The 24,447-nt window shown below is 70.3% G+C and carries 23 protein-coding genes; 14 read left to right on the top strand and 9 right to left on the bottom strand.

Annotated features, from left to right (window positions below; genetic code table 11):
* Position 1 precedes the first annotated feature (1 nt).
* From ribH to map, 4 genes are all read left to right on the top strand, one after another.
* Positions 2-421, top strand: coding sequence for a 6,7-dimethyl-8-ribityllumazine synthase (gene ribH / locus LPN01_RS13740; RefSeq protein WP_262828985.1), 420 nt, complete (start codon positions 2-4; stop codon positions 419-421).
* Positions 422-531: 110 nt separating this feature from the next.
* Complete coding sequence (locus LPN01_RS13735) at positions 532-2,178, top strand: carboxylesterase/lipase family protein (RefSeq protein WP_262828984.1); 1,647 nt, start codon at positions 532-534, stop codon at positions 2,176-2,178.
* A gap of 74 nt (positions 2,179-2,252) precedes the next feature.
* Positions 2,253-2,459, top strand: a complete 207-nt coding sequence (locus LPN01_RS13730) for a ParD-like family protein (RefSeq protein WP_262828983.1) — start codon at positions 2,253-2,255, stop codon at positions 2,457-2,459.
* Position 2,460: 1 nt separating this feature from the next.
* On the top strand, positions 2,461-3,240 hold the full coding sequence (map, locus tag LPN01_RS13725; RefSeq protein ID WP_262828982.1) for a type I methionyl aminopeptidase: 780 nt from the start codon (positions 2,461-2,463) through the stop codon (positions 3,238-3,240).
* 124 nt (positions 3,241-3,364) lie between these two features.
* Here the strand turns inward: map and LPN01_RS13720 are convergent, their stop codons facing one another.
* The 3 genes from LPN01_RS13720 to LPN01_RS13710 form a co-directional block, all read right to left on the bottom strand.
* On the bottom strand, positions 3,365-4,714 hold the full coding sequence (locus LPN01_RS13720; protein ID WP_262829035.1) for an ammonium transporter: 1,350 nt from the start codon (positions 4,712-4,714) through the stop codon (positions 3,365-3,367).
* Positions 4,715-4,724: 10 nt separating this feature from the next.
* On the bottom strand, positions 4,725-5,063 hold the full coding sequence (locus LPN01_RS13715) for a P-II family nitrogen regulator (RefSeq protein WP_262828981.1): 339 nt from the start codon (positions 5,061-5,063) through the stop codon (positions 4,725-4,727).
* Positions 5,064-5,197: 134 nt separating this feature from the next.
* Entirely contained in the window at positions 5,198-5,404 is a 207-nt protein-coding gene (locus LPN01_RS13710) for a DUF2007 domain-containing protein (RefSeq protein ID WP_262828980.1), read from the bottom strand.
* A gap of 48 nt (positions 5,405-5,452) precedes the next feature.
* Here LPN01_RS13710 and LPN01_RS13705 point away from each other — a divergent pair, with 48 nt between their 5' ends.
* Both LPN01_RS13705 and LPN01_RS13700 read left to right on the top strand, forming a co-directional pair.
* Entirely contained in the window at positions 5,453-5,698 is a 246-nt protein-coding gene (locus LPN01_RS13705; RefSeq protein ID WP_262828979.1) for a type II toxin-antitoxin system CcdA family antitoxin, read from the top strand.
* Positions 5,698-5,994 (top strand): CcdB family protein, encoded by a 297-nt coding sequence (locus LPN01_RS13700; protein ID WP_262828978.1) that lies wholly within the window; start codon positions 5,698-5,700, stop codon positions 5,992-5,994. Before LPN01_RS13705 ends, LPN01_RS13700 begins: the two co-directional genes overlap by 1 nt.
* Positions 5,995-6,004: 10 nt before the next feature.
* Here the strand turns inward: LPN01_RS13700 and tldD are convergent, their stop codons facing one another.
* Both tldD and LPN01_RS13690 read right to left on the bottom strand, forming a co-directional pair.
* A complete protein-coding gene (gene tldD, locus LPN01_RS13695) occupies positions 6,005-7,444 on the bottom strand; it encodes a metalloprotease TldD (protein WP_262828977.1) in 1,440 nt (479 codons plus the stop codon).
* 18 nt (positions 7,445-7,462) lie between these two features.
* Entirely contained in the window at positions 7,463-7,696 is a 234-nt protein-coding gene (locus LPN01_RS13690; protein ID WP_262828976.1) for a zinc-finger domain-containing protein, read from the bottom strand.
* 96 nt (positions 7,697-7,792) lie between these two features.
* Between LPN01_RS13690 and LPN01_RS13685 the strand changes: the two genes are divergently transcribed.
* The 6 genes from LPN01_RS13685 (at position 7,793) to LPN01_RS13660 (ending at position 16,504) form a co-directional block, all read left to right on the top strand.
* The gene (locus tag LPN01_RS13685) at positions 7,793-8,716 is read left to right on the top strand and encodes an ABC transporter ATP-binding protein (protein ID WP_262828975.1); all 924 of its coding nucleotides are present in this window, start codon (positions 7,793-7,795) and stop codon (positions 8,714-8,716) included.
* Between the two features lie 34 nt (positions 8,717-8,750).
* Positions 8,751-9,161 (top strand): endonuclease domain-containing protein, encoded by a 411-nt coding sequence (locus LPN01_RS13680; RefSeq protein ID WP_262828974.1) that lies wholly within the window; start codon positions 8,751-8,753, stop codon positions 9,159-9,161.
* Positions 9,158-10,735 (top strand): L-aspartate oxidase, encoded by a 1,578-nt coding sequence (gene nadB, locus LPN01_RS13675; RefSeq protein WP_262828973.1) that lies wholly within the window; start codon positions 9,158-9,160, stop codon positions 10,733-10,735. Before LPN01_RS13680 ends, nadB begins: the two co-directional genes overlap by 4 nt.
* Positions 10,736-10,870: 135 nt before the next feature.
* A complete protein-coding gene (locus tag LPN01_RS13670) occupies positions 10,871-11,980 on the top strand; it encodes a metallo-hydrolase family protein (RefSeq protein WP_262828972.1) in 1,110 nt (369 codons plus the stop codon).
* Positions 11,981-12,093: 113 nt separating this feature from the next.
* The gene (gene polA, locus LPN01_RS13665) at positions 12,094-14,862 is read left to right on the top strand and encodes a DNA polymerase I (RefSeq protein WP_262828971.1); all 2,769 of its coding nucleotides are present in this window, start codon (positions 12,094-12,096) and stop codon (positions 14,860-14,862) included.
* Between the two features lie 127 nt (positions 14,863-14,989).
* Positions 14,990-16,504, top strand: a complete 1,515-nt coding sequence (locus LPN01_RS13660; RefSeq protein WP_262828970.1) for a lipopolysaccharide biosynthesis protein — start codon at positions 14,990-14,992, stop codon at positions 16,502-16,504.
* A 52-nt stretch (positions 16,505-16,556) separates the two neighbouring features.
* Here the strand turns inward: LPN01_RS13660 and purH are convergent, their stop codons facing one another.
* The 4 genes from purH to LPN01_RS13640 all read right to left on the bottom strand — a co-directional run bounded on the left by purH (position 16,557) and on the right by LPN01_RS13640 (position 22,118).
* Positions 16,557-18,119, bottom strand: coding sequence for a bifunctional phosphoribosylaminoimidazolecarboxamide formyltransferase/IMP cyclohydrolase (purH, locus tag LPN01_RS13655; protein WP_262828969.1), 1,563 nt, complete (start codon positions 18,117-18,119; stop codon positions 16,557-16,559).
* 194 nt (positions 18,120-18,313) lie between these two features.
* Positions 18,314-20,044, bottom strand: a complete 1,731-nt coding sequence (locus tag LPN01_RS13650) for a heparinase II/III family protein (protein ID WP_262828968.1) — start codon at positions 20,042-20,044, stop codon at positions 18,314-18,316.
* Positions 20,041-20,712, bottom strand: a complete 672-nt coding sequence (gene rpe / locus LPN01_RS13645; protein ID WP_262828967.1) for a ribulose-phosphate 3-epimerase — start codon at positions 20,710-20,712, stop codon at positions 20,041-20,043. Before rpe ends, LPN01_RS13650 begins: the two co-directional genes overlap by 4 nt.
* A 113-nt stretch (positions 20,713-20,825) precedes the next feature.
* On the bottom strand, positions 20,826-22,118 hold the full coding sequence (locus LPN01_RS13640) for an RsmB/NOP family class I SAM-dependent RNA methyltransferase (RefSeq protein ID WP_262828966.1): 1,293 nt from the start codon (positions 22,116-22,118) through the stop codon (positions 20,826-20,828).
* A 60-nt stretch (positions 22,119-22,178) separates the two neighbouring features.
* On the opposite strand from LPN01_RS13640, the gene LPN01_RS13635 reads away from it, so the two are divergent.
* Together LPN01_RS13635 and LPN01_RS13630 are read left to right on the top strand one after the other, a co-directional pair.
* On the top strand, positions 22,179-22,340 hold the full coding sequence (locus LPN01_RS13635; protein ID WP_262828965.1) for a DUF1674 domain-containing protein: 162 nt from the start codon (positions 22,179-22,181) through the stop codon (positions 22,338-22,340).
* Between the two features lie 41 nt (positions 22,341-22,381).
* Positions 22,382-24,235: an AsmA family protein gene (locus LPN01_RS13630; RefSeq protein WP_262828964.1), complete on the top strand. Its 1,854-nt coding sequence runs from the start codon at positions 22,382-22,384 to the stop codon at positions 24,233-24,235.
* Positions 24,236-24,447: the final 212 nt, after the last annotated feature.

The raw sequence follows: 24,447 nt of genomic DNA, 5'->3' as shown, positions 1-24,447 counted from the left end.
CATGGCGCATGTGCTCATCGTCGAAGCGCGCTTCTACGACCACCTCAACGACATGCTCGTCGCCGGCGCCAGGGCGGCGATCGAGGCGGCCGGCCACAGCCACGAAACCGTCACCGTGCCGGGGGCGCTGGAAGTCCCGGGCGCGATCGCACTGGCGTCGGACAGCAGCCGCTACGACGCCTTCGTCGCGCTGGGCGTCGTGATCCGCGGCGAGACCTATCATTTCGAGATCGTCGCGAACGAGAGCGCACGCGGCATCATGGCGCTGACCATGGACGGGCTCGCGATCGGCAACGGCATCCTGACCACCGAAACCGAGGCGCAGGCGATCGCCCGCGCCGACCCGGCGCAGCTCGACAAGGGCGGCGGCGCGGCGCTGGCGGCGCTGGCGATGCTCGGCCTGCGCGAGCGCATGGGCTGAGCCGACGCCGCCGGCGTCATGGCGTCGGCGCGGGCGTTGACGGCGGCGCGAGCGCGGCCATACACCGGCCGCCCGCCAGCACCGGTGGGCGAACCGAGAGGCCGATCGCAATGACATCAGCGGGTTACCATCGACGCGTCGGCAGCGTCGCACGCCGGGCCATTGCCGCGTGGATGCTGGCCGCCGCGCCACTCGCGGCACCGGCCCGCGCCGCCGATGCCTCGCCGGTCGTGTCCGTCGACGGCGGCCGGGTAGCGGGCTCGACCGAAGCCGGCGGGGCGCCCCTGTCCGTGTTCCGCGGCATTCCCTTCGCGGCGGCGCCGGTCGGCGCGTTGCGCTGGCGTGCGCCGCAGCCGGTCGCCCGCTGGCACGGCATCCGTCCGGCCACCGCGTTCGGCGCGCGCTGCATGCAGCAGCCGCTGTTCTCCGACATGATGTTCCGTTCGCCGGGGATCAGCGAGGATTGCCTGTACCTCAACGTCTGGTCGCCGGCGATGCCCGCGGGGCGGACGGCGGCGATGCCCGCGCGGCGGACGGCGGCGCGGCTGCCGGTGCTGGTCTATATCCATGGCGGCGGGTGCGTCGCGGGCGACGGGTCGGAGCGGCGCTACGACGGCGCGGCGCTCGCGCGGCGCGGCATCGTCGTGGTCACGCTCAACTATCGCCTGGGCGCGTTCGGGTTCCTCGCGCACCCGGCGCTGACCGCGGAAAGCCCGCACCACGCGTCGGGCAATTACGGCCTGCTCGATCAGGTCGCGGCGCTCGACTGGGTGAAGCGCAACGTCGCCGCTTTCGGTGGCGATCCGGCGCGGATCACGATCGGCGGCGAATCGGCGGGGTCGATGTCGGTCAGCGTGCTGATGGCCTCGCCATTGTCGCGGGGATCGATCGCCGGCGCGATCGGCGAAAGCGGCGCGGCGATGCAGAAGCACAGCCCGCAGCCGCTCGCCGCGTTCGAGGCGAAGGGCACCGCCTTCGCAGCCGCGATCGGCGCGAACGACCTTGCCGCGCTGCGCGCCTTGCCGGCCGACCGGCTGCTCGCGGCGCAGGCCGCCGCGGCCGACCTGCCGGCACGGCCCGTGGTCGACGGCTATCTGCTGACCGAAGCGCCGGCGGTCACCTTCGCCGCCGGGCGCGCGGCGCACGTGCCGCTGCTGGTCGGATCGAATTCGCAGGAGGCCCCCGCCGCGGCCCTGCTCGGCGAGGCCGCGCCGACGCTCGCCGCCTATCGCGCCGGACTGGCCCGCCGGCTCGGGACCGGCGCGGATGCGGTATTCGCGCTCTATCCGGCACGCTCGGATGCCGACGTCCTCGCGATGGCGACGGCGGTGGCGAGCGACGACTTCCTGGCGCTGCCGACATGGAAGTGGTTCGACCTTCAGCGCCGCAGCGGCGCGCCGACCTATCTGTACAATTACGAGCGCGTCCGGCCCCGCTTCCTCGCCGATCCCGGCAGCCGCGCGGCGTGGGGCGCGGTCCACAGCGCCGAGATCGAATATGCGCTGGGCAATCTCGACACCAATCCGATCTATGCCTGGACCGCCGCCGATCGGCAGGTATCGGCGACGATGAGCGGCTATTGGGCGAATTTCGTGGCGACCGGCGATCCCAACGGCGCCGGCCTGCCGGTCTGGCCGCGCGCGACGGCGGACGAGGGCGCCATCCGGCGCCAGATCATCGACGTCGACACGCGCAGCGCCCCCTTCCCCGAACAGCGGCGCTACGTCGCCGCCGAACCGCTGCTCGTCCTGCGCTGAACGGCTCGCGTTGACCGGCGAGACGATACGAAGCATACACGCTTCATATCGTCCGGACGGAGGCAGCGAACGACATGGGTATCGTCAAGATCGACGACGCATTGCACGAGGAAGCGCGCCGGGCGAGTACGGTGCTGTGCCGCTCGATCAACGCGCAGGCGGAGTTCTGGATGAAGATCGGCATGCTGGCGGAGGCCAACCCGACCCTGTCCTACAATGCCATCGTCGCGATGCAGCGCGGCACCGTGGCGGCCGGTCCGCTCGCCGTCGCCGCCGCCTGACATGATAAAGACGCCGGAGGAACTGGCGCTGATGCGGATTTCCGGTGCGCTGCTCGCATCGGTGTTCGACATGCTGGACGCGCTCGATCTCGCCGGGCTGTCGACGCTTGCGATCAACGACCGGGTCGAGGCCTATATCACCCGGGATCTCGGCGCGCGGCCGGCGAGCAAGGGGCAATATGGCTTCGCCTATGTGCTCAACTGCTCGATCAACCATGTCGTCTGCCACGGCGTGCCCGACGGCGACGCGATCCTGCGCGACGGCGATATCGTCAATTTCGACATCACGCTGGAAAAGAACGGCTTCATCGCCGATTCGAGCAAGACCTACATCGTCGGCGATGCCGCCCCCGCGGCGCGGCGGCTGGTCCGGGTGGCGCAGGAGGCGATGTGGAAGGGCATCGGCCAGGTCCGCCCCGGCGCGCGGCTCGGCGACATCGGCGCCGCGATCGACCGGCATGCGAAGCGCAACGGCTATGCGATCGTCCGCGACTATTGCGGCCACGGCATCGGCCGCGAGATGCACGAGGCGCCCGAGGTGCTCGCCTATGGCAAGCCCGGCACCGGCCTGATGCTGCGCGAGGGGATGGTCTTCACGATCGAGCCGATGGTCAACCAGGGCACGCGCCGGGTGTCGACCGCGGACGACGGCTGGACGGTAGTGACCGACGACGGCAGGCTGTCGGCGCAGTTCGAGCATACCGTCGCGGTGACGCAGGACGGGGTCGAGGTGCTGACGCTGCGCCGCGACGAGCGTGCGATGCCCCGCCGCCGCGGCTGAACCCGGCGCGGATATCATGCAAAAAAGACCCGGCACGTTACCGTACCGGGTCAAGGTCGTCCGCAGGAGGAACGTCGTGGGGGGCGGGGGTCTGCCGCCCCCGCGCCCGATCAGAACGATGCGATCAATTGTAGGCGCGCTCGCCGTGTTCGCCGAGGTCGAGGCCTTCCTGCTCGACTTCGGGCGCGACGCGCAGGCCGGTGACCGCCTTGGCGATGAGCATGGCGATGACGGTGCCGATGCTCGCCCAGACGATGGTGGTCACCACCGCCTCGAGCTGGACCAGCAGCTTGGCGCCCATCGCATAATCGGCGGCGCCCGGGCCGCCGAGCGAGGGGGCGTAGACGATGCCGGTGCCGACCGCGCCGATCATGCCGCCGATGCCATGCACGCCGAACGCGTCGAGCGCGTCGTCATAGCCGAGCCGCGGCTTCAGCACCGATACCGCGAAGAAGCAGACGATCGAGGCGACCGCGCCGAGGACGATCGCGCCGAACGGCCCCGAATTGCCCGCCGCGGGCGTGACCGCGACGAGGCCGGCGACGATGCCCGAGCAGAAGCCCAGCGCCGAACCCTTGTGCCCGCGCACGCGCTCGACCAGCATCCAGAACAGCCCGCCCGATGCGGTGGCGACGAAGGTGTTTATCATCGCGAGGCCCGCGGAGCCGTTCGCCTCCAGCGCCGAACCGGCGTTGAACCCGAACCAGCCGACCCACAGCAGCCCCGTGCCGACCCCGGTCAGCGTCAGCGAGTGCGGCGGCATCGGCGTCGTCGGATAGCCCATGCGCTTGCCGAGCATGATCGAGGCGACGAGCGCCGAGACGCCGGCGTTGATGTGCACCACGGTGCCGCCGGCGAAATCGAGCGCACCCGCCTTGAAGAAGAAGCCCGACGAGGCCCAGACCATGTGCGCGATCGGGAAATAGACGATCGTCAGCCACACCGCGGCGAACACCATCACCGCGGAAAACTTCATGCGTTCGACCACCGATCCCAGCACCAGCGCGACGGTGATCGCCGCGAAGGTCATCTGGAAACAGACGAAGACATATTCGGGAATTTCGACGCCCGCGGTGAAGGTCGCCGATTGCGACGCGGCGGTGACGCCCTTCAGGAACGCCTTGTCGAGGCTGCCGATGACGTTCGACAGGCCGCCGGTCACGTCGGGTCCGAACGCCAGGCTGTACCCGTACATTACCCACAGCAGCATCGCGAGGCAGGCGACGGCGCCGATCTGCGTCATCACCGACAGCATGTTCTTGGCGCGGGTGAGGCCGCCGTAGAACAGCGCGAGGCCGGGCAGGATCATCATCATGACGAGGACGGTGGAGGTCATCATCCAGGCGGTGTCGCCCTTGTTGACCGTCGCGACGACGGGTGCCGCGACCGGCGCCGCCTGGGCGAAGGCCGGCGTGGCGGCAAGGACGGCGGCGCAGACCGCGCCGGCGCCGGCAAATGTGTGTGTCAGCTTCATCATACCCCCCTCAGAGCGCCGAATCGTCGGTTTCGCCGGTGCGGATGCGGACCGCCTGCCCGACGTCGAGCACGAAGATCTTGCCGTCGCCGATCGCGCCGGTGTTCGCCGACGCCTGCACCGCCTCGACCACGCGATCGGCAAGGTCCGCGGCGCAAACCACCTCGATCTTGATCTTGGGCACCATGTTGGTGCTGTATTCGGCGCCGCGGTAGATTTCGGTCTGGCCCTTCTGCCGCCCGAACCCCTTGACCTCGGTAACCGTCATTCCGGCCACGCCCAACGTCGTGAGGGCTTCCCTCACCTCGTCGAGCTTGAACGGCTTGATGATCGCAATGACCAGCTTCATCCCTGCCCCCTCGATTGTCCGGGAAACGGCATCGCAACGATCATGCCAGTCGCGAAACGACGCGATCGGGCGGGAATTCGGTTCGCAGGTCCGGGGGTCGGCGTTAACAATTTGGGCAGTGGCGCCAGGATGCCTCAAATTTGGGCAGCATCGACGATCGCCTGCGCCGGTGGGAGATCGTCGGGATGCACCATCACGCGCACCGGGATCAGCAGATAGCTGCCATCGGCGATGCTCGCCCCGCCGTCGAACGCGATCGCATCGATCCCTTCCGCATCGAGCCGCCCGACGATGATGTTGGCGAGGTTGCGATCGTAGCGACCGAGTTCGACGAGGCTCATGGCACGCGCTCCGTTGACGCGCATTCCGCATGCGCATAACTTTCCCGCATGAAGCACGATCCGATCGCCTCGGGCAAGCGCAAGCCCGTCAACCTGTCGCTCGATACGGGCGTCGTCGCCGCGGCGCGGGAGGTCGGGATCAACCTGTCGCAGGCCTGCGAGGCCGCATTGCGCGACGCAGCGACGGCGGAACGCAACCGGCGCTGGAAAGACGACAATCGCGCCTGGGCGGAATCGGTCAACCGCTGGGTCGAGGAGAATGGCTTGCCGCTCGCGCCGCTGCGCCTGTTCTGATGGCGCAGGGCGACGTCTATCGCACCGCGACCGGCCTTCTGCTGATCGATTGCCAGTCGGATACGTTCGAACACCTGGCCGTGCGCCTGACCGTACCGTTGATCCCGCTGGACCGGTCGCCCGAACGACGGCCCGGCCTCAATCCGGTCTTCGACATCGGCGACGTGCCCCATGTCATGGTCACGCAATTCGCGGCGGCCGTCAGCTGCAACGAACTGGGGGACACCGTCGCCGATCTCTCGGCTTTCCGCATCCAGATCGTCGGTGCATTCGACATGCTGCTGACGGGCGTCTGATCCCGGCGCGTCAGGTCGCCGTTCCGCCCACCGTCAGCCCGTCGACCAGCAGCGTCGGTTGCCCCACGCCCGCCGGCACGCTCTGCCCGCCCTTGCCGCAGACGCCGATGCCCTCGTCGAGCGCGAAGTCGTTGCCGATGCCGGTCACCTTCGTCAGCACCGTCGGCCCGTCGCCGATCAGCGTCGCGCCCTTGATCGGCGCGCCGATCCGGCCATCCTCGATCCGATAGGCCTCGGTGCAGGAAAACACGAACTTGCCCGACACGATGTCGACCTGACCGCCGCCGAAGCTCTTGGCGAAGATGCCCTTCTTCACGCGGCTGAGCAGTTCGGCGGGATCGTCGCGCCCGCCCTTCATGAAGGTGTTGGTCATCCGCGGCATCGGCGCATGCGCGAAGCTTTCGCGGCGGCCGTTGCCGGTGGCGGCGACGCCCATCAGCCGCGCGTTGAGCCGGTCCTGCATATAGCCCTTGAGGATGCCGTCCTCGATCAGCACCGTCTCGCCGGTCGGCGTGCCCTCGTCGTCGATCGACAGCGAGCCGCGCCGGTCGGGGATCGACCCGTCGTCGACCACCGTCACGCCCGGCGCGGCGACGCGTTCGCCGATCCGGCCGGAAAAGGCGCTGGTGCCCTTGCGGTTGAAGTCGCCTTCCAGCCCGTGGCCGATCGCCTCGTGCAGCACGATCCCCGGCCAGCCCGGCCCGAGCAGCACCGTCATCTCGCCCGCCGGCGCCGCGACCGAAGCGAGATTGACCAGCGCATGCGCCAGCGCCTCGTCGATCCCGCGGTTCCACACCGCCGCGTCGAACAGCCGGTCGTAGAGATAGCGCCCGCCGATCCCGAACGTCCCCGTCTCGCGGCGGCCGTTCTGTTCGACGACGATCTGGATGTTGAGCCGCACCAGCGGCCGCACGTCGGTGGCGACGAAGCCGTCGGGGCGGACGATCTCGACCACGCTCCACGTGCCGCTGAGCCCGACCGACACCTGCACCACGCGCGGGTCGCGCGCGCGCGCCGCGGCGTCGATCGTCTGGCACAGGTTCACCTTGTCGGCGAACGGCACCAGGTCGAGCGGATCGGCATCGGTGTAGAGGTGACGGTTGTTGCCCTGCGGCGGCGCCGACCGGGCGCTGGCCGTCGGATCGATCAGCGCCATCGTCTCGCCGGCGCGGCGGATCGCGGCCTCGGACAGTTCGTTGGCATGCGCGAACGCGGTCATCTCGCCCGACACCGCGCGCAGGCCGAAGCCGGCGTTGGTGTCGTAGCTCGCGGTCTTCAACCGGCCGTCGTCGAAGCCGAACGCCTCCGCCTTGCGATATTGCAGGTAGAGTTCGCCGTCATCGGCACGGCCGAGCGCCTCGGCCGTCAGCCGCAGCGCGGCATCGGGCGACAGCGCGTCGCGATAGAGGAACGAGCGGGGATCGGCAGCGCCAGGAGACTGTGGGGTCATGCGGCCAATATAGGCGCGTTAGACGCTGGCGCCATCCGGATGATCGGGCAATCGCGACTGGTCCGCGCCATCCGCCGGCCCGCCGATCAGGACGAAGCGCCGGTCGCAATAGCCGCAGTCGACATAGCCCTCGTCGTCGATCTGGAGGAACACGCGCGGATGGCCGAGCGCGGCACCGCCCGGAATGTCGGTGGCGCCGTCGCAGGCGACACGGCGATGCGAGACGCGGACGGTTTCGGGCGGCGGGATCATGGCGTGCGATTAGCAAGGGCGGCGATCCGCTTCAATCCTCCCCGGCACCGGGAGGATTTAGTTGCGCCAATCCGCCACGGGCGTATTCCCGCGCCCATGACCGAGGCCGCGATCCGCATCCAGAACCTCTGCAAGACCTATCAGGGCGGCAAGCGCGCGCTCGACGGCGTGACGTTCGACGTGCCCCGCGGCCAGATCTTCGGCCTGCTCGGCCCCAACGGGGCGGGCAAGTCGACGCTCATCAACATCCTCGCCGGCCTCGTCAACAAGACCGACGGCCAGGCGGAGATATGGGGCTTCGACATCGACGCGCACCCGCGCAACGCCAAGGCGTCGATCGGCATCGTCAATCAGGAAATCCTGTTCGATCCCTTCTTCACGCCCGTCGAGACGCTGGAGATCCAGGCCGGACTGTACGGCGTTCCCAAGGGGCAGCGGCGCAGCATGGAGCTGTTGCGCGCGGTGCATCTGGAGGACAAGGCGAAGGCCTATGCGCGCACGCTGTCGGGCGGCATGAAGCGGCGGCTGATGGTGGCGAAGGCGATGGTCCATTCGCCGCCGGTGCTGGTGCTCGACGAGCCGACCGCGGGCGTCGACATTGAATTGCGCCAGCAATTGTGGGCCTATGTCCGCCAGCTCAACGACGCCGGCGTGACCGTGGTGCTGACCACGCATTACCTCGAGGAGGCCGAACAGCTCTGCGACCGGATCGCGATCATCAACCATGGCCGGCTGATCGCGAACGAGCCGACCCGCGAGCTGGTCGGCAAGGCGCAGGAAAAGGTCGTCGCGGTAACCGTCGACCGCGATGTCGCGACGCTTCCCGACAATGCGTGCTTCGGCCGGATCGTGCTGAAGGGCGCACGGACGCTCGAGATCACCTACGCCAGGGATCGCGTCAATGCGGGCGAGGTGCTCGCCGCGGTGCAGGGCAGCGGCTTCGGCATCGTCGACGTGACGACGAAGGAACCGGACCTCGAAGACGTGTTCCTCAGCCTGACGCGGGCGTCGAATGGCTGACCCGCGAAGAAGCCCCTCCCCTTCAGGGGAGGGGTTGGGGTGGGGAACGCCCGCCGATCTCGACACGCTTGCGAAGGCGATGCGCCGCGCACCTACCGAGCCGGAAGCACGCGTGTGGCGCAACCTGTCGAACAGCCAGCTCGGCGGCTTCAAGTTTCGCCGACAGGCGAACCTCGGGTCGCGGATCGCCGACTTCTTCTGTCCTGCCATCGGGCTGATCGTCGAGATCGACGGCGACACGCATGATCCGGAAGCGGATGCACGCGAGGATGCCGTTTCCCGTCGGCAAGGCTTCCAGGTCATCCGTTTTACCAATGCGGACGTCATGCAGAACATGAAAGGCGTGCTGATGACGCTATTGGCGTTCGCAAGGTCGCTGCCGCCGCGAACCAATTGGCGAATCCCCCACCTCAACCCCTCCCCTGAAGGGGAGGGGCTTCGATGACCGCCGACGTCCTGATCGTCGGGTCGGGTGCCGCGGGGCTTACCGCCGCGCTCAACCTGGCGGATCGCTTCCGCGTCACCGTGCTCGCCAAGGGCGCGCTGAACGAAGGGTCGACGGCCTGGGCGCAGGGCGGCATCGCCGCCGTGCTCGAACCCGGCGACACGTTCGAACACCATGTCGAGGACACGATGGTCGCCGGCGCCGGCCTGAACGACCGCGACATCGTCGAGTTCGTCGTCGAGGGCGCGCCAGCGGCGATCGCGCGGCTGACGCAGCTCGGCGTCCCGTTCGCAACCGAGGGCAATGCGCTGCACCTGACGCGCGAGGGCGGCCATTCGCACCGGCGGATCGTGCATGTCGCCGATGCGACCGGCTGGGCGGTGCAGGAGGCGCTGCAACGCGCCGCCGAGGCGCATCCCAACATCACGCTCGTGCCCGATCAGGTCGCGATCGACCTGGCGACCAGCCGGCACGAACAGCGCTATTCGGGCGCCGGCAACGTCTGGGGCGTCTACGCCGTCGATCGCGGCACGGGCCGCGTCAACCTGTACACGGCGAAGGCGACCGTGCTCGCCACCGGCGGCGCCGGGCGCACCTATCTGTTCTCCACCGCGCCGCGCGGCGCGACCGGGGACGGCATCGCGATGGCGTGGCGCGCCGGCGCCCGCGTCTCCAACATGGAGATGATGCAGTTCCACCCGACCTGCCTCTATCATCTCGAGGTCAAGAACTTCCTCATCACCGAGGCGGTGCGCGGCGAGGGCGGCCGGCTGATAAACCCTGCGACGGGCAAGCGCTTCATGTCCGAATACGACGCCGAGCGGATGGAGCTGGCGCCGCGCGACGTGGTGGCACGCGCGATCGATGCCGAGATCAAGCGCTACGGGCTCGACTACGTCCATCTCGACATCAGCCACCAGCCGGCCGATTTCGTGAAGGGGCATTTCCCCAACATCCACGAAAAGCTGCTCGGGCTCGGTATCGACATGACCAAACAGCCGATCCCGGTCGTGCCCGCGCAGCATTACACCTGCGGCGGGATCGTCATCGATCGCGACGGGCGCACCGACCTGCCGGGCCTCTATGCGGCGGGCGAATGCACCGAAAGCGGGCTGCACGGCGCCAACCGGCTCGCGTCCAATTCGCTGCTCGAATGCTTCGTGTTCGGCGAGGCGTGCGCGAACCATATCGCCGCGCATCACGATGCGTTGCCGCCGGTGCCGGTGATCCGCCCGTGGGACGAGAGCCGCGTCACCGATTCGGACGAAGAGGTGGTCATCAAGCAGAACTGGACCGAAATCCGCCGCTTCATGTGGAATTATGTCGGCATCGTCCGCACCACCAAGCGGCTGGAGCGGGCGCAGCATCGCATCCAGATGCTGACCGGGGAGGTCGCGGACTATTACGGCCATTTCCGCGTGACGCCCGACCTGATCGAGCTTCGCAACCTGCTCCAGACCGCGGAGCTGATCGTGCGGTCCGCGCTGCACCGGCACGAGAGCCGCGGGCTGCACTATACGCTCGATTATCCCGAAACGCTGCCGCAGGCGGTGGATACGGTGCTGGTGCCCTGACGGGCGGCGATGTTGCGTGGCGCAACTCGCCTTGCCTCTGCCGCGCTTCACCGCAGGACGCCGCACAGCCGGTTTCCGCACGGCGATCCGTCGATAAGGATCGCCGGCAATGCGAAGCGGGGCCATTCCACACTCATGACAGCGTCCGTCCGGCCGGCCCGTCCGATCCTGCTCGCCGCCGGCCTCGCGCTGCTGGCGGGCTGCGGCCAGACCTCGCGCCCCGGCACCGGGGCGAGCGCCCCCGCGGTGTCGCCGCCGGTCGCGGTGTCGATCCCGATCCCCGCGACCGCGCCGCCCGCGCGCAAGGTCGCCCCGGCCCGGCTCGCCGCAAGCATCGACGCGCTCGCGCAAGGGTTCGACGGCAAGTTCGGTATCGCCATCCGCGCCGTCGACGAAGGCTGGACGGTGACGTCGCCCGGCGCGCGCACACGCATGCCGCAGCAATCGGTCAGCAAATTGTGGGTCGCGATGACGCTGATGGACCTGCGCGACCAGGGCAAGGCGCGGCTCGACGATCCGGTCGTCGTGCGGTCCGAGGACCTGACGCTGTTCCACCAGCCGATCGCGATGCTGGTGAAGGGCGATGGCTATCACACCACCGTCGGCGAATTGCTCACCCGGGCGCTCACCCACAGCGACAATACCGCCAACGACCGGTTGCTGACCTATGTCGGCGGGCCGCTGGCGGTGCGCGCGATGATCGAACGCAAGCAGCTGGGCGACATCCGCTTCGGCCCCGGCGAGCGACTGTTGCAGTCGAAGACCGCGGGGCTCGTCTGGAACCAGTCGATGGCCGCGGGCGGCGGGTTCGAGCTCGCCCGGTCGCGGCTCGACCCGGCGGTGCGCGCCGCCGCGCTCGACGCCTATGTCGCCGATCCGCCCGATGGCGCCGCCCCGCTCGCGATCGCCGATGCGCTCGCGCGGCTGGCGCGCGGCGAGCTGTTCACCGAAACCTCGACCCGCATTCTGCTCGACACGATGGGCGCGTCGGTCACCGGCCGCGCCCGCTTACGCGCGGCACTGCCCGCCGGGTGGAAGATCGCGCACAAGACCGGCACCGGTCAGGATCTGGGCGCACGCAACGCCGGCTTCAACGACGTCGGCCTGCTGACCGCCCCCGACGGCCGCCGCTATGCGATCGCGGTGATGATCGGCGACAGCCGCCGCCCGATCCGCGAACGCCAGCAGCTGATCCAGTCGGTCGCCGCGGCGGTGGCGGATTATGCGGGGTCGGGCGCCGCCTGAACCCCGACGTCGGGGGCATGCCCCGACGGCGACCATAAGGACGATGCGGGAAACCGTTCGACCCGCCACGCAGAGGTTGGTGCGGACCGGCCGATCCGCTAAACGCCTGACGGATGCCTCATCTCTACCTCGTCGACGGCTCGGGCTACATCTTCCGCGCCTATCACCGGCTGCCGCCGCTCACCAACAAGCATGGCGAGCCGGTGGGGGCCGTCTATGGCTATACCACCATGCTGTGGAAGCTGGCGGACGAGCTGCACGCCGCCGAGGGGCCGACGCACATGGCGGTGATCCTCGACAAATCGTCGAAGACGTTCCGCAACGACCTGTACGACCAGTACAAGGCGCACCGGCCGCCGCCGCCCGAAGACCTCGTGCCGCAATTCCCGATGATCCGCGACGCGACGCGCGCCTTCTCGCTGCCGTGCATCGAGACCGAGGGGCTGGAGGCGGACGACATCATCGCCTGTTATGCCAAGGCGGCGCTGGCGCAGGGCTGGTCGGTGACGATCGTCAGTTCCGACAAGGACCTGATGCAGCTGATCGAGCCGGGGCTCGACCTCTACGACACGATGAACAACCGCCGCCTCGGTGCCGAGCACGTCGCCGAGAAGTTCTTCGGCATCGCGCCGACGCAGCTGGGCGACGTGCTCGCGCTGATGGGCGACAGTGTCGACAACGTGCCCGGCGTCCCCGGCGTCGGCCCGAAGACCGCGGCCAAGCTGATCCTGGAGCACGGCGACCTCGAATCGGTCCTTGCCGCGGCGGAGGGGATGAAGAAGGGCAAGCTGCGCGACAATCTGATCGAACATGCCGGCATGGCGCGGCTGAGCCGGGAACTCGTCGCGCTGCGCTGCGACGTCGCGCTGCCCGAACCGCTCGACGAGCTGGAGCTGAAGGGCATACCCGACGCGCCGCTGCGCGCGTTCCTGGAGCATCACGGCTTCCGTTCGCTGCTGGCGAAGCTCGGCGCGCATGGCGGCAGCGTCGCCGACGATCCCGTGCCCCCGCCCGCCGACGTGCCGTTCGAGGCGGATCCGCCGTGCGAGCACGACGCCTATGACACCGTCGTCGACCTCGAGACGCTGGACGGCTGGATCGCGCGCGCGCGGCATCAGGGCTGGATCGCGATCGATACCGAGACGACCGGCACCGACGCGACCCGCTGCGACCTCGTCGGCGTCAGCCTCGCGCTTGGCGCCAACCGCGCCTGCTACGTGCCGCTCGGCCATGGCGGCAGCGACCTGTTCGGCGAGCGGCCGCCGCAGATCGATACCGACGCCGCGCTCGCCCGGCTGAAGACGCTGTGCGAGGACCCGGCGGTGCTCAAGATCGGGCACAACCTGAAGTTCGACATGATCGTGCTGGGGCTGCACGGCATCGCGATCGCGCCGCACGACGACACGATCGTGATGAGCTTCGACCTCGATGCCGGGCTGCACGGGCATGGCATGGACGAACTGGCGGCGACGCACCTGTCGCACAGCTGCATCGCGTTCAAGGACGTGGTCGGCACCGGCAAGTCGCAGCGCGGCTTCCACGAAGTCGATCTGGCCGCCGCCACCCGCTATGCCGCGGAGGACGCCGACGTCACCTACCGGCTGTGGAAGCGGTTTCGCGCGCGCCTGCCCGCGGAGGGATCGACGCGCGTCTACGAGATGGTCGACCGCCCGCTGGTGCCGGTGATCGCCCGGATGGAGATGCGCGGGATCAAGGTCGATGCCGCGCGCCTGTCGGGCCTATCCGCCGAATTCAGCGGCCAGATCGCGGAACTCGAAACCCTGATCCACGGCCTTGCCGGTGCGCCGTTCACGATCGGCAGTCCCAAGCAGCTGGGCGACGTCCTGTTCGAGCGGATGGGCATCAAGGGCGGGCGCAAGGGCAAGTCGGGGGTCTATTCCACCGACGTCACCGAGCTGGAGCGGATCGCGGCGGACAAGGATTCGCCGGGCGCCGAGATCGCCGCGCGGGTGCTCGACTGGCGGCAATTGTCGAAGCTCAAGAGCACCTATACCGATGCGTTGCAGGCGCAGATCAACCCGCGCACCGGCCGCGTGCACACCAGCTATTCGCTGACCGGCGCGCAGACCGGGCGGCTGTCGTCGACCGAGCCCAACCTTCAGAACATCCCGATCCGCACCGAGGTCGGCCGCCAGATCCGCGACGCCTTCGTCGCGGAGCCGGGCAACGTCATCCTCGCCGCCGACTATTCGCAGATCGAGCTGCGGCTGGCGGCGCACATGGCCGACGTGCCGCAGCTGCGCGAGGCGTTCGCCAATGGCGACGACATCCACAGCCTGACCGCGATGGAGCTGTTCGGCGAGGTCAATCGCGACACCCGCGGTCGCGCGAAGACGATCAACTTCGCGATCCTCTACGGCATCAGCCGCTGGGGCCTTGCGGGGCGGCTGGACGTCGGCGCGGACGAGGCGCAGGCGATGATCGACCGCTATTTCGATCGCTTCCCCGGCATCAAGACCTATATCGCCGAAACGACGCAATCGGTGCGCGAGCGCGGCTTCACCACGACGTTGTTCGGCCGCAAGACGCATTTCCCGCGGATCCGGTCGAAGGTGCAGCACGAACGCCAGGGGGCCGAGCGCGCCGCGATCAACGCGCCGATCCAGGGCACCTGCGCCGACATCATCAAGCGGGCGATGGTGCGGATGGAACCCGCGCTCGCCGCCGCCGGCCTGCCCGACGTGCAGATGCTGTTGCAGGTGCACGACGAACTGGTGTTCGAATTGCCCGAACGCGACGTGGACGCGGCAAAGCCGGTGATCGAGCGGGTGATGGCGGAGGCCGCCGCACCGGCGGTCGAGCTGTCGGTGCCGCTGGGGATCGAGATCGGCACGGGCGCGAGCTGGGGGGCGGCGCATTGATCGCCAGCGTCATCCGCTCACCCTCACCCTTCCAGCGCTGCGCGCCTCCCTCCCTCTCCCAATGGGAGAGGGAAAAGACGCCGAAGGCGGCGAAGGGTGAGGGCGATACGCTGATGATCGGGTCTGCGTGACCGAAACCCGGGACATCGACGCGCTCGCCAAGGGTGGCCGCACCAACATCGCCGGTTTCGTGCTGCGCCTCGCCGCGCGCATCCCGTTCCTGTTCATCGCCGGCCGGCTGTACGGGCCCGACCTCGTCGGCCGGTTCGCACTGGCGGTCGTCGTCGTCGAACTCGCCGCGCTGGTCGCGACGCTGGGCCTGAAGCGCGGCCTCGCGCAGGCGCTGTCGTCGTCGGACCAGCCACACGCCAGCGTCGTCTGGGACGCGCTCGCGCTCGCCTTCGTCCTGTCGATCGCCGCCAGCGCGCTGCTGATCGCGTTTCCCCAGGTGATGTACGCCAACACGCGGGTGACCGGGCTAGACCGGTTCCTGCCGTGCATCATCGTCGCGATCGCCTGGTCCGACGTCAGCCTCGCCGCGCTCGCCTACCGCCACGACGTCAAGGCGGCGGTGACCGCGCGCGCGGTGGTCGAGCCATGGACGATCTCGATCGCCGCCTGGATCTTCTCGTTCGTGACGGTCAAGGACGGGCTCGTCCTGTCCTATGTCGCGTCGATGGTCGCGGCGCTGGTCGCCAGCATGGTGCCGTTCCTGCGCAGCTACGGCATGCCACACGGCTGGTCGCCGCGTATCGGCCCGCTGTTCGCGCTCGCCCGCGCCAACGCGCCGCTCGCCGGCGCCGACGCGCTGGAATGGGGCAGCCGCAACGTCGACCGCTTCATCCTGGGCGTGATGTTCGAACCCAAGGTGGTCGGCATCTATTACATGGCGCAGCAGGTCGCGAGCCTGCCGCAGAAGCTGAAGACCAGCTTCGATCCGATCCTGGGCCCGGTCATCACCCGCAGCCTCGCGATCGACGACCGCGCGGCGATCGCCAACCAGGTGCGCCAGGTCGCCTTCTGGATCATGGCGGCGCAGGCGGGCCTGGCGCTGATGGGATCGATCCCCGCGGAAGCGGTGATGGGCGTCGTCGGGCCCCAGTTCGTCGCGGGCAGCGCGGCGCTCGGTTTCCTGCTCACCGCCGAGGTGCTCGCCTCGACCGGGGCGGTGTGCGAATCGGCGCTGGTCTACACCGCGCGCCACCGCAACCTGATGATCTCGATCGCGATGCTGGGGGTGCAGATCGGCCTCAGCTTCGCGCTGATCGCAGCGATGCGGAGCGCGGGCTGGCCGACGACGTGGCAGGCGGCGGGCCCCGCGGTCGCACTGATGGCGAGCGTCGGCATGACGTCGGTCATCAAGGCGCATCTGCTCGGCCGCATCCTCGCCGCGCCGGTTTCGCCGTGGCGCTGGCCGCTGCTGTGGGCGATCCTCGCCGCGACGCTGGTCGGCGGTGCTTTTACGATGCTGCCGCACCGGTTCGAATGGCTCGAACTCGCCGGCGGCGAACCGGCGATCGCCGCGACCTATCTGTTCGTGCTGTGGAAATGGGCGTTCGGCCCCGCCGACCGCGCGCTGTTCGGCAAAATGCCGAAGGCGGACGAGGCGACGCTGCCCAACGTCGGATCGCCGGTGCGCTGACCGCCGGCGCGGCGCGGACGGTCACGAGCGCCGCGCCCGCGACCGCGCACGATCAATGGCGGAAGTGGCGCATGCCGGTGAACACCATCGCGAGTCCGGCGGCGTCGGCGGCGGCGATCACCTCGTCGTCGCGGATCGATCCGCCGGGCTGGATCACCGCGGTCGCCCCCGCCTCGACCGCGGCGAGCAGGCCGTCGGCGAAGGGGAAGAAGGCGTCCGACGCCACCGCCGATCCGATCGTCCGCGGTTCCGCCCAGCCCGCCTTGTCCGCCGCGTCCTTCGCCTTCCACGCCGCGATGCGCGCCGATTCGAGGCGGTTCATCTGGCCCGCGCCGACGCCGGCGGTGGCGCCGTCCTTCGCATAGACGATCGCGTTCGACTTGACGTGCTTGGCGATCGTCCAGGCGAAGCGGCAGTCGGCGAGCTCGCGCTCGGTCGGCGCGCGCTTGCTCACCACCGTCAGCTCACCCGGCGTGCCCGCATCGCGGTCCTGCACCAGCCAGCCGCCCGCGATCGATTTGGCGAACAGGCCGGCACGCGCCGCATCGGGCAGTTCGCCGGTCAGCAGCAGCCGCAGGTTCTTCTTGGCGGCGAACAGCGCCAGCGCCTCGGCATCCGCATCCGGCGCGACGACGACTTCGGTGAAGATGCCGGTGATCGCACGCGCCGTCGGGGCGTCGAGCGGGCGGTTGACCGCGATGATCCCGCCGAACGCCGACACGGTGTCGCAGGCGAACGCCGCGGCATAGGCCTGCTCCAGCGTGTCGGCGGTGGCGACGCCGCAGGGATTGGCATGCTTGACGATGACGCAGGTGGGGCCGGCGTCGCGGAATTCGGCGATCAGCTCCAGCGCGGCGTCGGCGTCGTTGAGGTTGTTGTAGCTCAGGGCCTTGCCCTGCACCTGCCGCGCCTGGCCGATCCCGTTCACGCCGTCGTTCGCGGTGTAGAAGGCGGCGGACTGATGCGGGTTCTCGCCATAGCGCAGGCTGGCGGCGCGGGTCATCGTGACCGGCAGCGTCGCGGGAAAGGCCTCGCCCTGGTCGACGGTGCCGAACCAGCGCGCGATCGCGCCGTCGTAGCGGGCGGTGGCGGCGAACGCCTTGGCGGCGAACAGGCGGCGCTGGTCGAGCGTCGTCTCGCCGGCCGCGACGATCGCGTAATCGGCGGGATCGGTCAGAACCGCGACATAGGCGTGGTTCTTGGCGGCGGAGCGGACCATGCTGGGGCCGCCGATGTCGATATTCTCGATCACGGTGTCGCGGTCGGCGCCGCGCGCGACCGTCGCCTCGAACGGATAGAGGTTGACGACGACGAGGTCGATGGCGCCGATCGTATGCTCCGTCATCGCCGCCATATGCGCGGGATCGTCGCGCACCGCGAGCAGGCCGCCGTGGACCATCGGGTGCAGCGTCTTGACGCGCCCATCCATCATCTCCGGGAAACCGGTGAGGTCGGACACGTCGCGCACCGCCAGCCCGGCGTCGCGCAGCGCCGCGGCGGTGCCGCCGGTCGACACCAGCTCGACGCCCCGGCCGGCAAGCGCCCGGGCGAGGTCGACCACCCCCGTCTTGTCGGACACGGACAGCAGGGCGCGGCGGATGGGGATCGTCGACATGGGGGTTCCTTCGGGGGGGCCGTCGCGCGTCCCCCTAGCGGCGGATGCGCCGCGCGAACAGGTGTTGATTCCGCCCCCGCACGCGACGGTGGCGGCGCGGCCGTGCCGACGGAGGGGCGCTCCGACAGGCGCGTCACCCGTCGGAGCCCCCCTCCATCATGCCGGTATGGTCCCCCGCCCCGGGCCGGGGAGGATCAGATCGCCCGTTTCAGCGCCCAGCTGACGTTGGCACCGCCCGCCGGCGCCTCGCCACCGACGACCAGTTGCTGGGTCGGCACCGGCCGCCCCTCGCCATCGATCCACAGCGAATCCTCGATCGTCAGCGATCCGCCGCGGCAGCGGAACTGCCACAGCGCGCCGCCCGGCAGCCGCAGCAGCGCGGCAAGTCCGTCCGCGGTCGGCGACGCCTGCACCCCCGCGCCGAGGTGGAAGCGCAGCGCGAACGGCACGACGCCGGGCCGGCGCCGCCGCCCCTGCGGCAACAGCGCATCCTCGCCGCGCAGTTCGCGCCCGTCGCCGGTCAGCATCAGCTGGCGGCGGTGGACGAAGCCCCAGCGGCGGACATAGCCGTCGTGCGTCGCCTCGATCCGGCTGGCGACGTCCGATTCCTGGCGCGACAGCTCGACCTCGGCGACGCCGCGGCCGAGCGTGCCGTCGGCATGGATCGCGGTCGAGTTCGAATCGCCCACCACCAGCGTCGAATGGGCGGCGGTGGTGCGCAGCCCCTCGGCATAGGCGGCGGGCAGCTGCGCCACCGCCGCACGCGCGCCGCCGCAATTGACCACCAGCCGGGCGTCGCCGTCGGAGAATTCGAACGCCAGCGTCGAGGCGCAGCCGCCCTCGACCAGCTTGGCGATCGGCGGCGGCGCGGCGTCGACGATCAGCACCGCGCCCCCTGCGGCGAGCCGCTGATAGCCCCATTCGCGCGCCTGACGCAGCGGCCGGGTGCGGATACCGCTCGCGTCGATCACCGCGGCGACCTCGTCGGCCGTGGCGGGGCCGCCGCCCTGCCAGCTCGACAGCATCCGGTCGCCGTGCATCGTGCCCAGCAGCGCCGGCACCGCACGCGTCAGCGCCGCCTGCACCGCGGCCGGCGGCTCCTCGCGCCGCGCGGCATAGGTTTCGCGCAGCATCGCGAGCAGCATGATCGTGTCGAGCAGCATCGCCGGGCTGCGCGATACCGAGCCGCCGTCCTCGCCGAGGCCACCCGCCAGCGCGCGCGCCAGCCCCGCCTCGCCGAAGCTGCGGCGCGGTTCGCCACCGGGGATCAGCAGGCCCGCCGCGACGACGCCGCACCAGGCCGCGATCCGCGGCGCCCCCGGCGCCGCCTTGTCCGCGCCGCGATCGAGGTGGCGCGCGCCGCGGGCGAGCGTGTTGAGCACGCTCGATCGATAGACGAGGTCGGTCGACGACAGGATCAGCGGCGCATGCGCGGTCCAGAACAGCAGGCGCCGGCCCCACAAGTCGGCGCGCCACGCCAGCGCATCGACGCGCTCGGCATAATCGTCGAGCCAGCGCGCCATCAGCTGTTCGGCGACCGGCGCACCCTGCGCGCGCGTCGCGACGGTCGACAGGTCGCGCAGCCAGGCGAAGCTGTGAACGTATTCGGCGAACGGCTTTCCCCATTCGCCGCGCTTGAACGCCAGCGTGTCGATCGGATGCGTCTCGCCGCGGAAGCTCAGTTCGCCCTTCAGCAGCACCCGTCCGCGCTGGACGTCGCCGACGACGGGATCGTCGGGCACCGCGATCAGCTTCAGCGGATAGCGCCCTTTGAGGCGCAGCGTGTGGATCGGCGTGCGCCAGGTGAGCGTGTGGAAGCGTTCGGACAGGCGCTCGGCGAGGCTCAGCCCGCGGTCGCCGCCGACGCGCATCAGCCGCTTGCCCTCCTCGATGCCGTCCTGCGGTTCGGGCGACATGTCGTTCATGCCGCCACCGGCGTCCCGCGGAGCGCGGCGATGTTGGCGGCATAGGCGTCTCGCCCGCCGCGGAACGCCGCTGTGCCTGCGACCAGTGCGTCCGCTCCCGCCGCGATGCAGCGTGCGGCGTGTTCCGCATCGACGCCGCCGTCCACTTCCAGGTCGATGGCGCGGCCGGTCGCGTCGATCATCTTGCGGATCGCGGCGATCTTCTTCAGCTGGCTGTCGATGAAGCGCTGCCCGCCGAAACCGGGATTGACGCTCATCACCAGCACCAGGTCGACCATGTCGATCAGGTAATCGAGCATCTTGGCCGGCGTGCCGGGGTTGAGGACGACGCCCGCGCGCTTGCCCAGCCCCTTGATGTGCTGGACGGTGCGGTGGATGTGCGGCCCCGCCTCCGGATGCACGGTGATGCAATCCGCGCCCGCTTCGGCGAAGGCGTCGAGGTACAGGTCGACCGGCGAGATCATCAGGTGCACGTCGAACGGCTTGGCGGTGTGCGGGCGCAGCGCCTTCACCACCGCCGGGCCGATCGTGATGTTGGGGACGAAATGGCCGTCCATGACGTCGATGTGGATCCAGTCGGCCCCGGCGGCGTCGATGGCGCGCACCTCTTCGCCCAGACAGGCGAAATCGGCGGACAGGATGGACGGTGCGATACGGACAGGCTGCATGACCGGCCTTCTGTAGCCTTTGGCGACCCTAATACAATGCGGTTGGCGGGGTTGCGACCGGGCGTTGCGGGGGCGCGACGCCTGCCCCCGCAACGCCGCGCCGCAGCGTCGCGTCAGGCGGTGCGGCGCAGCCGGACGATGAAGAAACCGTCGCAGCCGCCGCGGTCGGCGAGCATGCCGGGCAACGTGCGGACGTAACCCGCGGGCGACACGGGAATTCCCGGCGGCAGCAGCGTGGCGTCGGGGGCGTCGACCGCATAATCGCCGCGCGCCGACAGGAAATCGGCGAGCTGCGCCTCGCCCTCCGCGGCTTCCAGACTGCACGTCGCGAAGACCAGAGTGCCGCCCGGCTTCACCCAGTCGGCGGCGCGCGCGAACAGGCGCCGCTGCAACCCCGCCATCTCCTCGACGATCGGGGGATGGACGCGGTGGAGCACGTCGGGATGGCGGCGGAAGATGCCGGTGGCACTGCACGGTGCGTCGATCAACAACGCGTCGACCGGCGCCTCCGGCGCCCATTTGAGCACGTCGGCGGCGATCACCTCCGCCTTCAGCCGGGTGCGGAACAGGTTCTCGCGCAACCGCTTGATGCGCGCGTTGGAGACGTCGACCGCGGCGACGGCGAACCCCGCCGCGGCGAGCTGCAACGTCTTGCCCCCCGGCGCGGCGCACAGGTCGAGCGCGGTGCCGCCCCCCGCGCCCGCCCCTGCGAGCAACCGGGCGGGGATGGACGCGGCGATGTCCTGCACCCACCAGCGCCCCTCGGCGAAGCCCGGCAGGTCGGTGACCGGATCGGCGTCGTGGATGCGCACGTGGCCCGGCATCAGGCTGACGCCGCCCAGCGCCGTGACCCACTGGTCGGTCTCCGCGGGATCGGCGAGCGTCACGTCGAGCGGCGGCGGCGCGGCGATCGCCGCCTGCGCGCCCTCGACCATCTCCGCCCCCCAGGCGGCGTCCCAGCGGGCCTCGACCAGCGGCGGCAGCGCCGGGCGTTCGGGCAGCAGCACGCCCGACCGGGTGATCGCCCCGAACACGCCATGGACCAGCTTGCGCGGCCCCCCGTCGATTAGCGGCAGCACGGTGGCGATGGCGGCATGGTGCGGCGTGCCGAGCACCAGCGCCTGTACCAGCGCGATGCGCAGCGCCATCCGCGCCTTGGCATCGTCCGGCAGCGGCCGTTCGGTGACCGAATCGATCAGCGCGTCGAGATCGGGCAGCCGCCGCAGCACCTCCGCCGCGATCGCATGCGCCAGCCCGCGGTCGGGCCCGTAGACGTGGCGGGTGGCGGCGACGAGCGCCTGTTCCAGCGGTTCGCCCCGACGCAGCACCGCATCGAGCAGGCGCAGCGCGGCGCGGCGCGACGGGGTGCCCAGGGCATCGGGCGAATCGGGATCGGATCGGGGCAAACTTGTCTAACCTGCGTGCGAGGACGATATACGGCGTCCCCCTTAGACCGGAGAGACGCGATGGGCCAACGTCCCGCACATGTGAAGCCTCCCGCCTATCTGACCAAGAGCCCGCCGGTGCCGACGCCGCAGGCCAAACGGTCCGAGCAGGCCGATCCGCTCGGCCTCGATCCCACCCGCTACGGCGACTGGGAGCTGAAGGGCATCGCGATCGATTTCTGACCGTTTCGGAACCGAAAGGAGGGCGGCGCGTCCAGCACGGCATGCTGTTCCCTTCGCGCGTCGGCAGACGCTCCGTCCTGCTGACCGTCGCCATCGCGCTGCCGGTCGTCGCGTTGCTGGTGATCGCCGCCTTTCCGTTCGGCGTGCTGAAGGGCGTGATGGCCGACCGTCTGAGCCGCCGGTTCGGCCGCCCGGTGACGATCGCCGCGATGGAGCGCGTCGACGGCTTCGGCTTTTCCCCGACGATCGCGATCCGCGGCGTGACGATTCCGCAGGCGGGATGGGCGGGCCGCGGCGATTTCCTGCGGCTGCGCGAGGCGCGGGTGACCTTTCCGGTGTGGCCGCTGCTGACCGGCACGTTCAGGCCGCGCGACGTGGTGGTGGACGGGCTGCAGCTGGCGCTGGTCCGCGACGCCGACGGCCGCACCAACTGGGCACGGCCCGGACAGGCCGAAAGCGGCGGGTCGTCGAACGACCTGAAGGGGTTGACCGTGCGCGACAGCGTCGTGCGCTATCGCGACGACAAACGCCGGCGCACCGCGACGATGGCGTTCGCCTCCGACGCGCAGGGCCTGCGCGCCACGGGCGACGGCACGATCCGCGGCGTGCCCGTGCGGATCGCGCTGACGGGCGCATCGGTCGCGCAACCCATACCGGGGCCATGGCCGTTCACCGCGACGATCGAGGGCACGGCACTGCACATGCGCGCGAAGGGCACGATGGACCGGCCGCTCGACACGGACGCAATGACGCTCGACGTCGCCGCGCGCGCCGCCGACCTGCGGCTGATCGACGCGGTGATCGAGGCGGGGCTGTTCGGCACGCAGCCGGTGGCGATCACCGCGCACGTCCGCCACGACGCCCCGAAATGGATCGTGAACGACCTGAAGGGCACGATCGGCCGGTCGGACCTTGCCGGCCACGTCACCGTCGACAAGCGCGACGGACGAACCCGTCTGGATGGTGCGGTGACGTCGAACCGGTTCGATTTCGACGATCTGTCCACCGACGAAGGGCTGGCGCGCGGCGCGGCGCTGGAACGTGCGATCGGACCCCGGCTGGTGCCAAACACCCGCATCGACCTGTCGAAGATCGATACGACCGATGGCCGCATCGCCGTGCGGGTGGCGCGCGTGTTCAGTCACGGCGGCGCCACCTCGGTGACCGGGATCGACGGCGTGCTCGACCTCGACCGCCAGCGGCTGCGCGTCGTGCCGCTGACGATCCGGCTGGCCGGCGGCGTCGCGCGCGGGGCGGTGACGGTGGACCAGCGCGGCGGCGCGCGCCGGCCGACGCTGACCGTCGACCTGCGGCTGACGGGAACGCGGGTGGAGGCTCTGCCCGGCACCGACGGTGCGTTCACCGGCCGGATCGCGGCGCGGGCGCGGCTGACCGGCCGTGGCGAGACGATCCGGGCGGCGATCGGGCGCGCCGACGGCCGCATCGGCTTTACCGTCCGCGACGGCGCGCTGCCCGCCCGCTACGCCGCGGCACTCGGGTTCGATGCGGGCCGCGCGCTGCTCGCCGGCAGCGACGACGTCGCCCGGCTGCGCTGCGTCGTGCTGGCGCTCGCGGTGAAGGACGGCCGCGGGATCGCGGCACCGCTGGTGGTCGACACCAGCGCCAGCCAACTGCGCGGATCGGGCACGATCGCCTTCCCGGCGGAGCGGATCGACCTGCGCCTGACCGGCGCGCCCAAGGGCCACAGCATCCTGCGCCTGCCCGGTTCGGCGTTCATGGCCGGCACGCTCAGCGATCCCGTGCTGACGGTGCCGCCGGAGGTGAAGTCGGCGGGCAATATCTTCAAGGCGATCGGTCGCGCGATCACCGGCCGCCAGGGGCCGCGCGCCGGCGACGCCGATTGCGGCGGGCTGGCGGCGCGCGCGCTGCGCTGATCGGCGACCCGCCGACGTTTCCGCTCGCCGTGCCCCGGCGTCGTCGCTAGGATCGCGCGCATGAACGACACAGCGACCGCCGGTGGCGCCTCCGGTGCCAGCCTGATCCCCAGCACCACCGACGCCTTCACGATCGCGCATCTCGCCATCGTGGCGATCTTCGCGCTCGCCGTCATCGCGGCGATCGTCTGGGGCGCGCGGCTCAAGCGGCG

The organism is Sphingomonas sp. A2-49, assembly GCF_025548555.1.
In the GTDB taxonomy this organism is placed as follows: Bacteria; Pseudomonadota; Alphaproteobacteria; order Sphingomonadales; family Sphingomonadaceae; genus Sphingomonas.
This window is presented reverse-complemented; position numbering and strand designations above follow the sequence as displayed.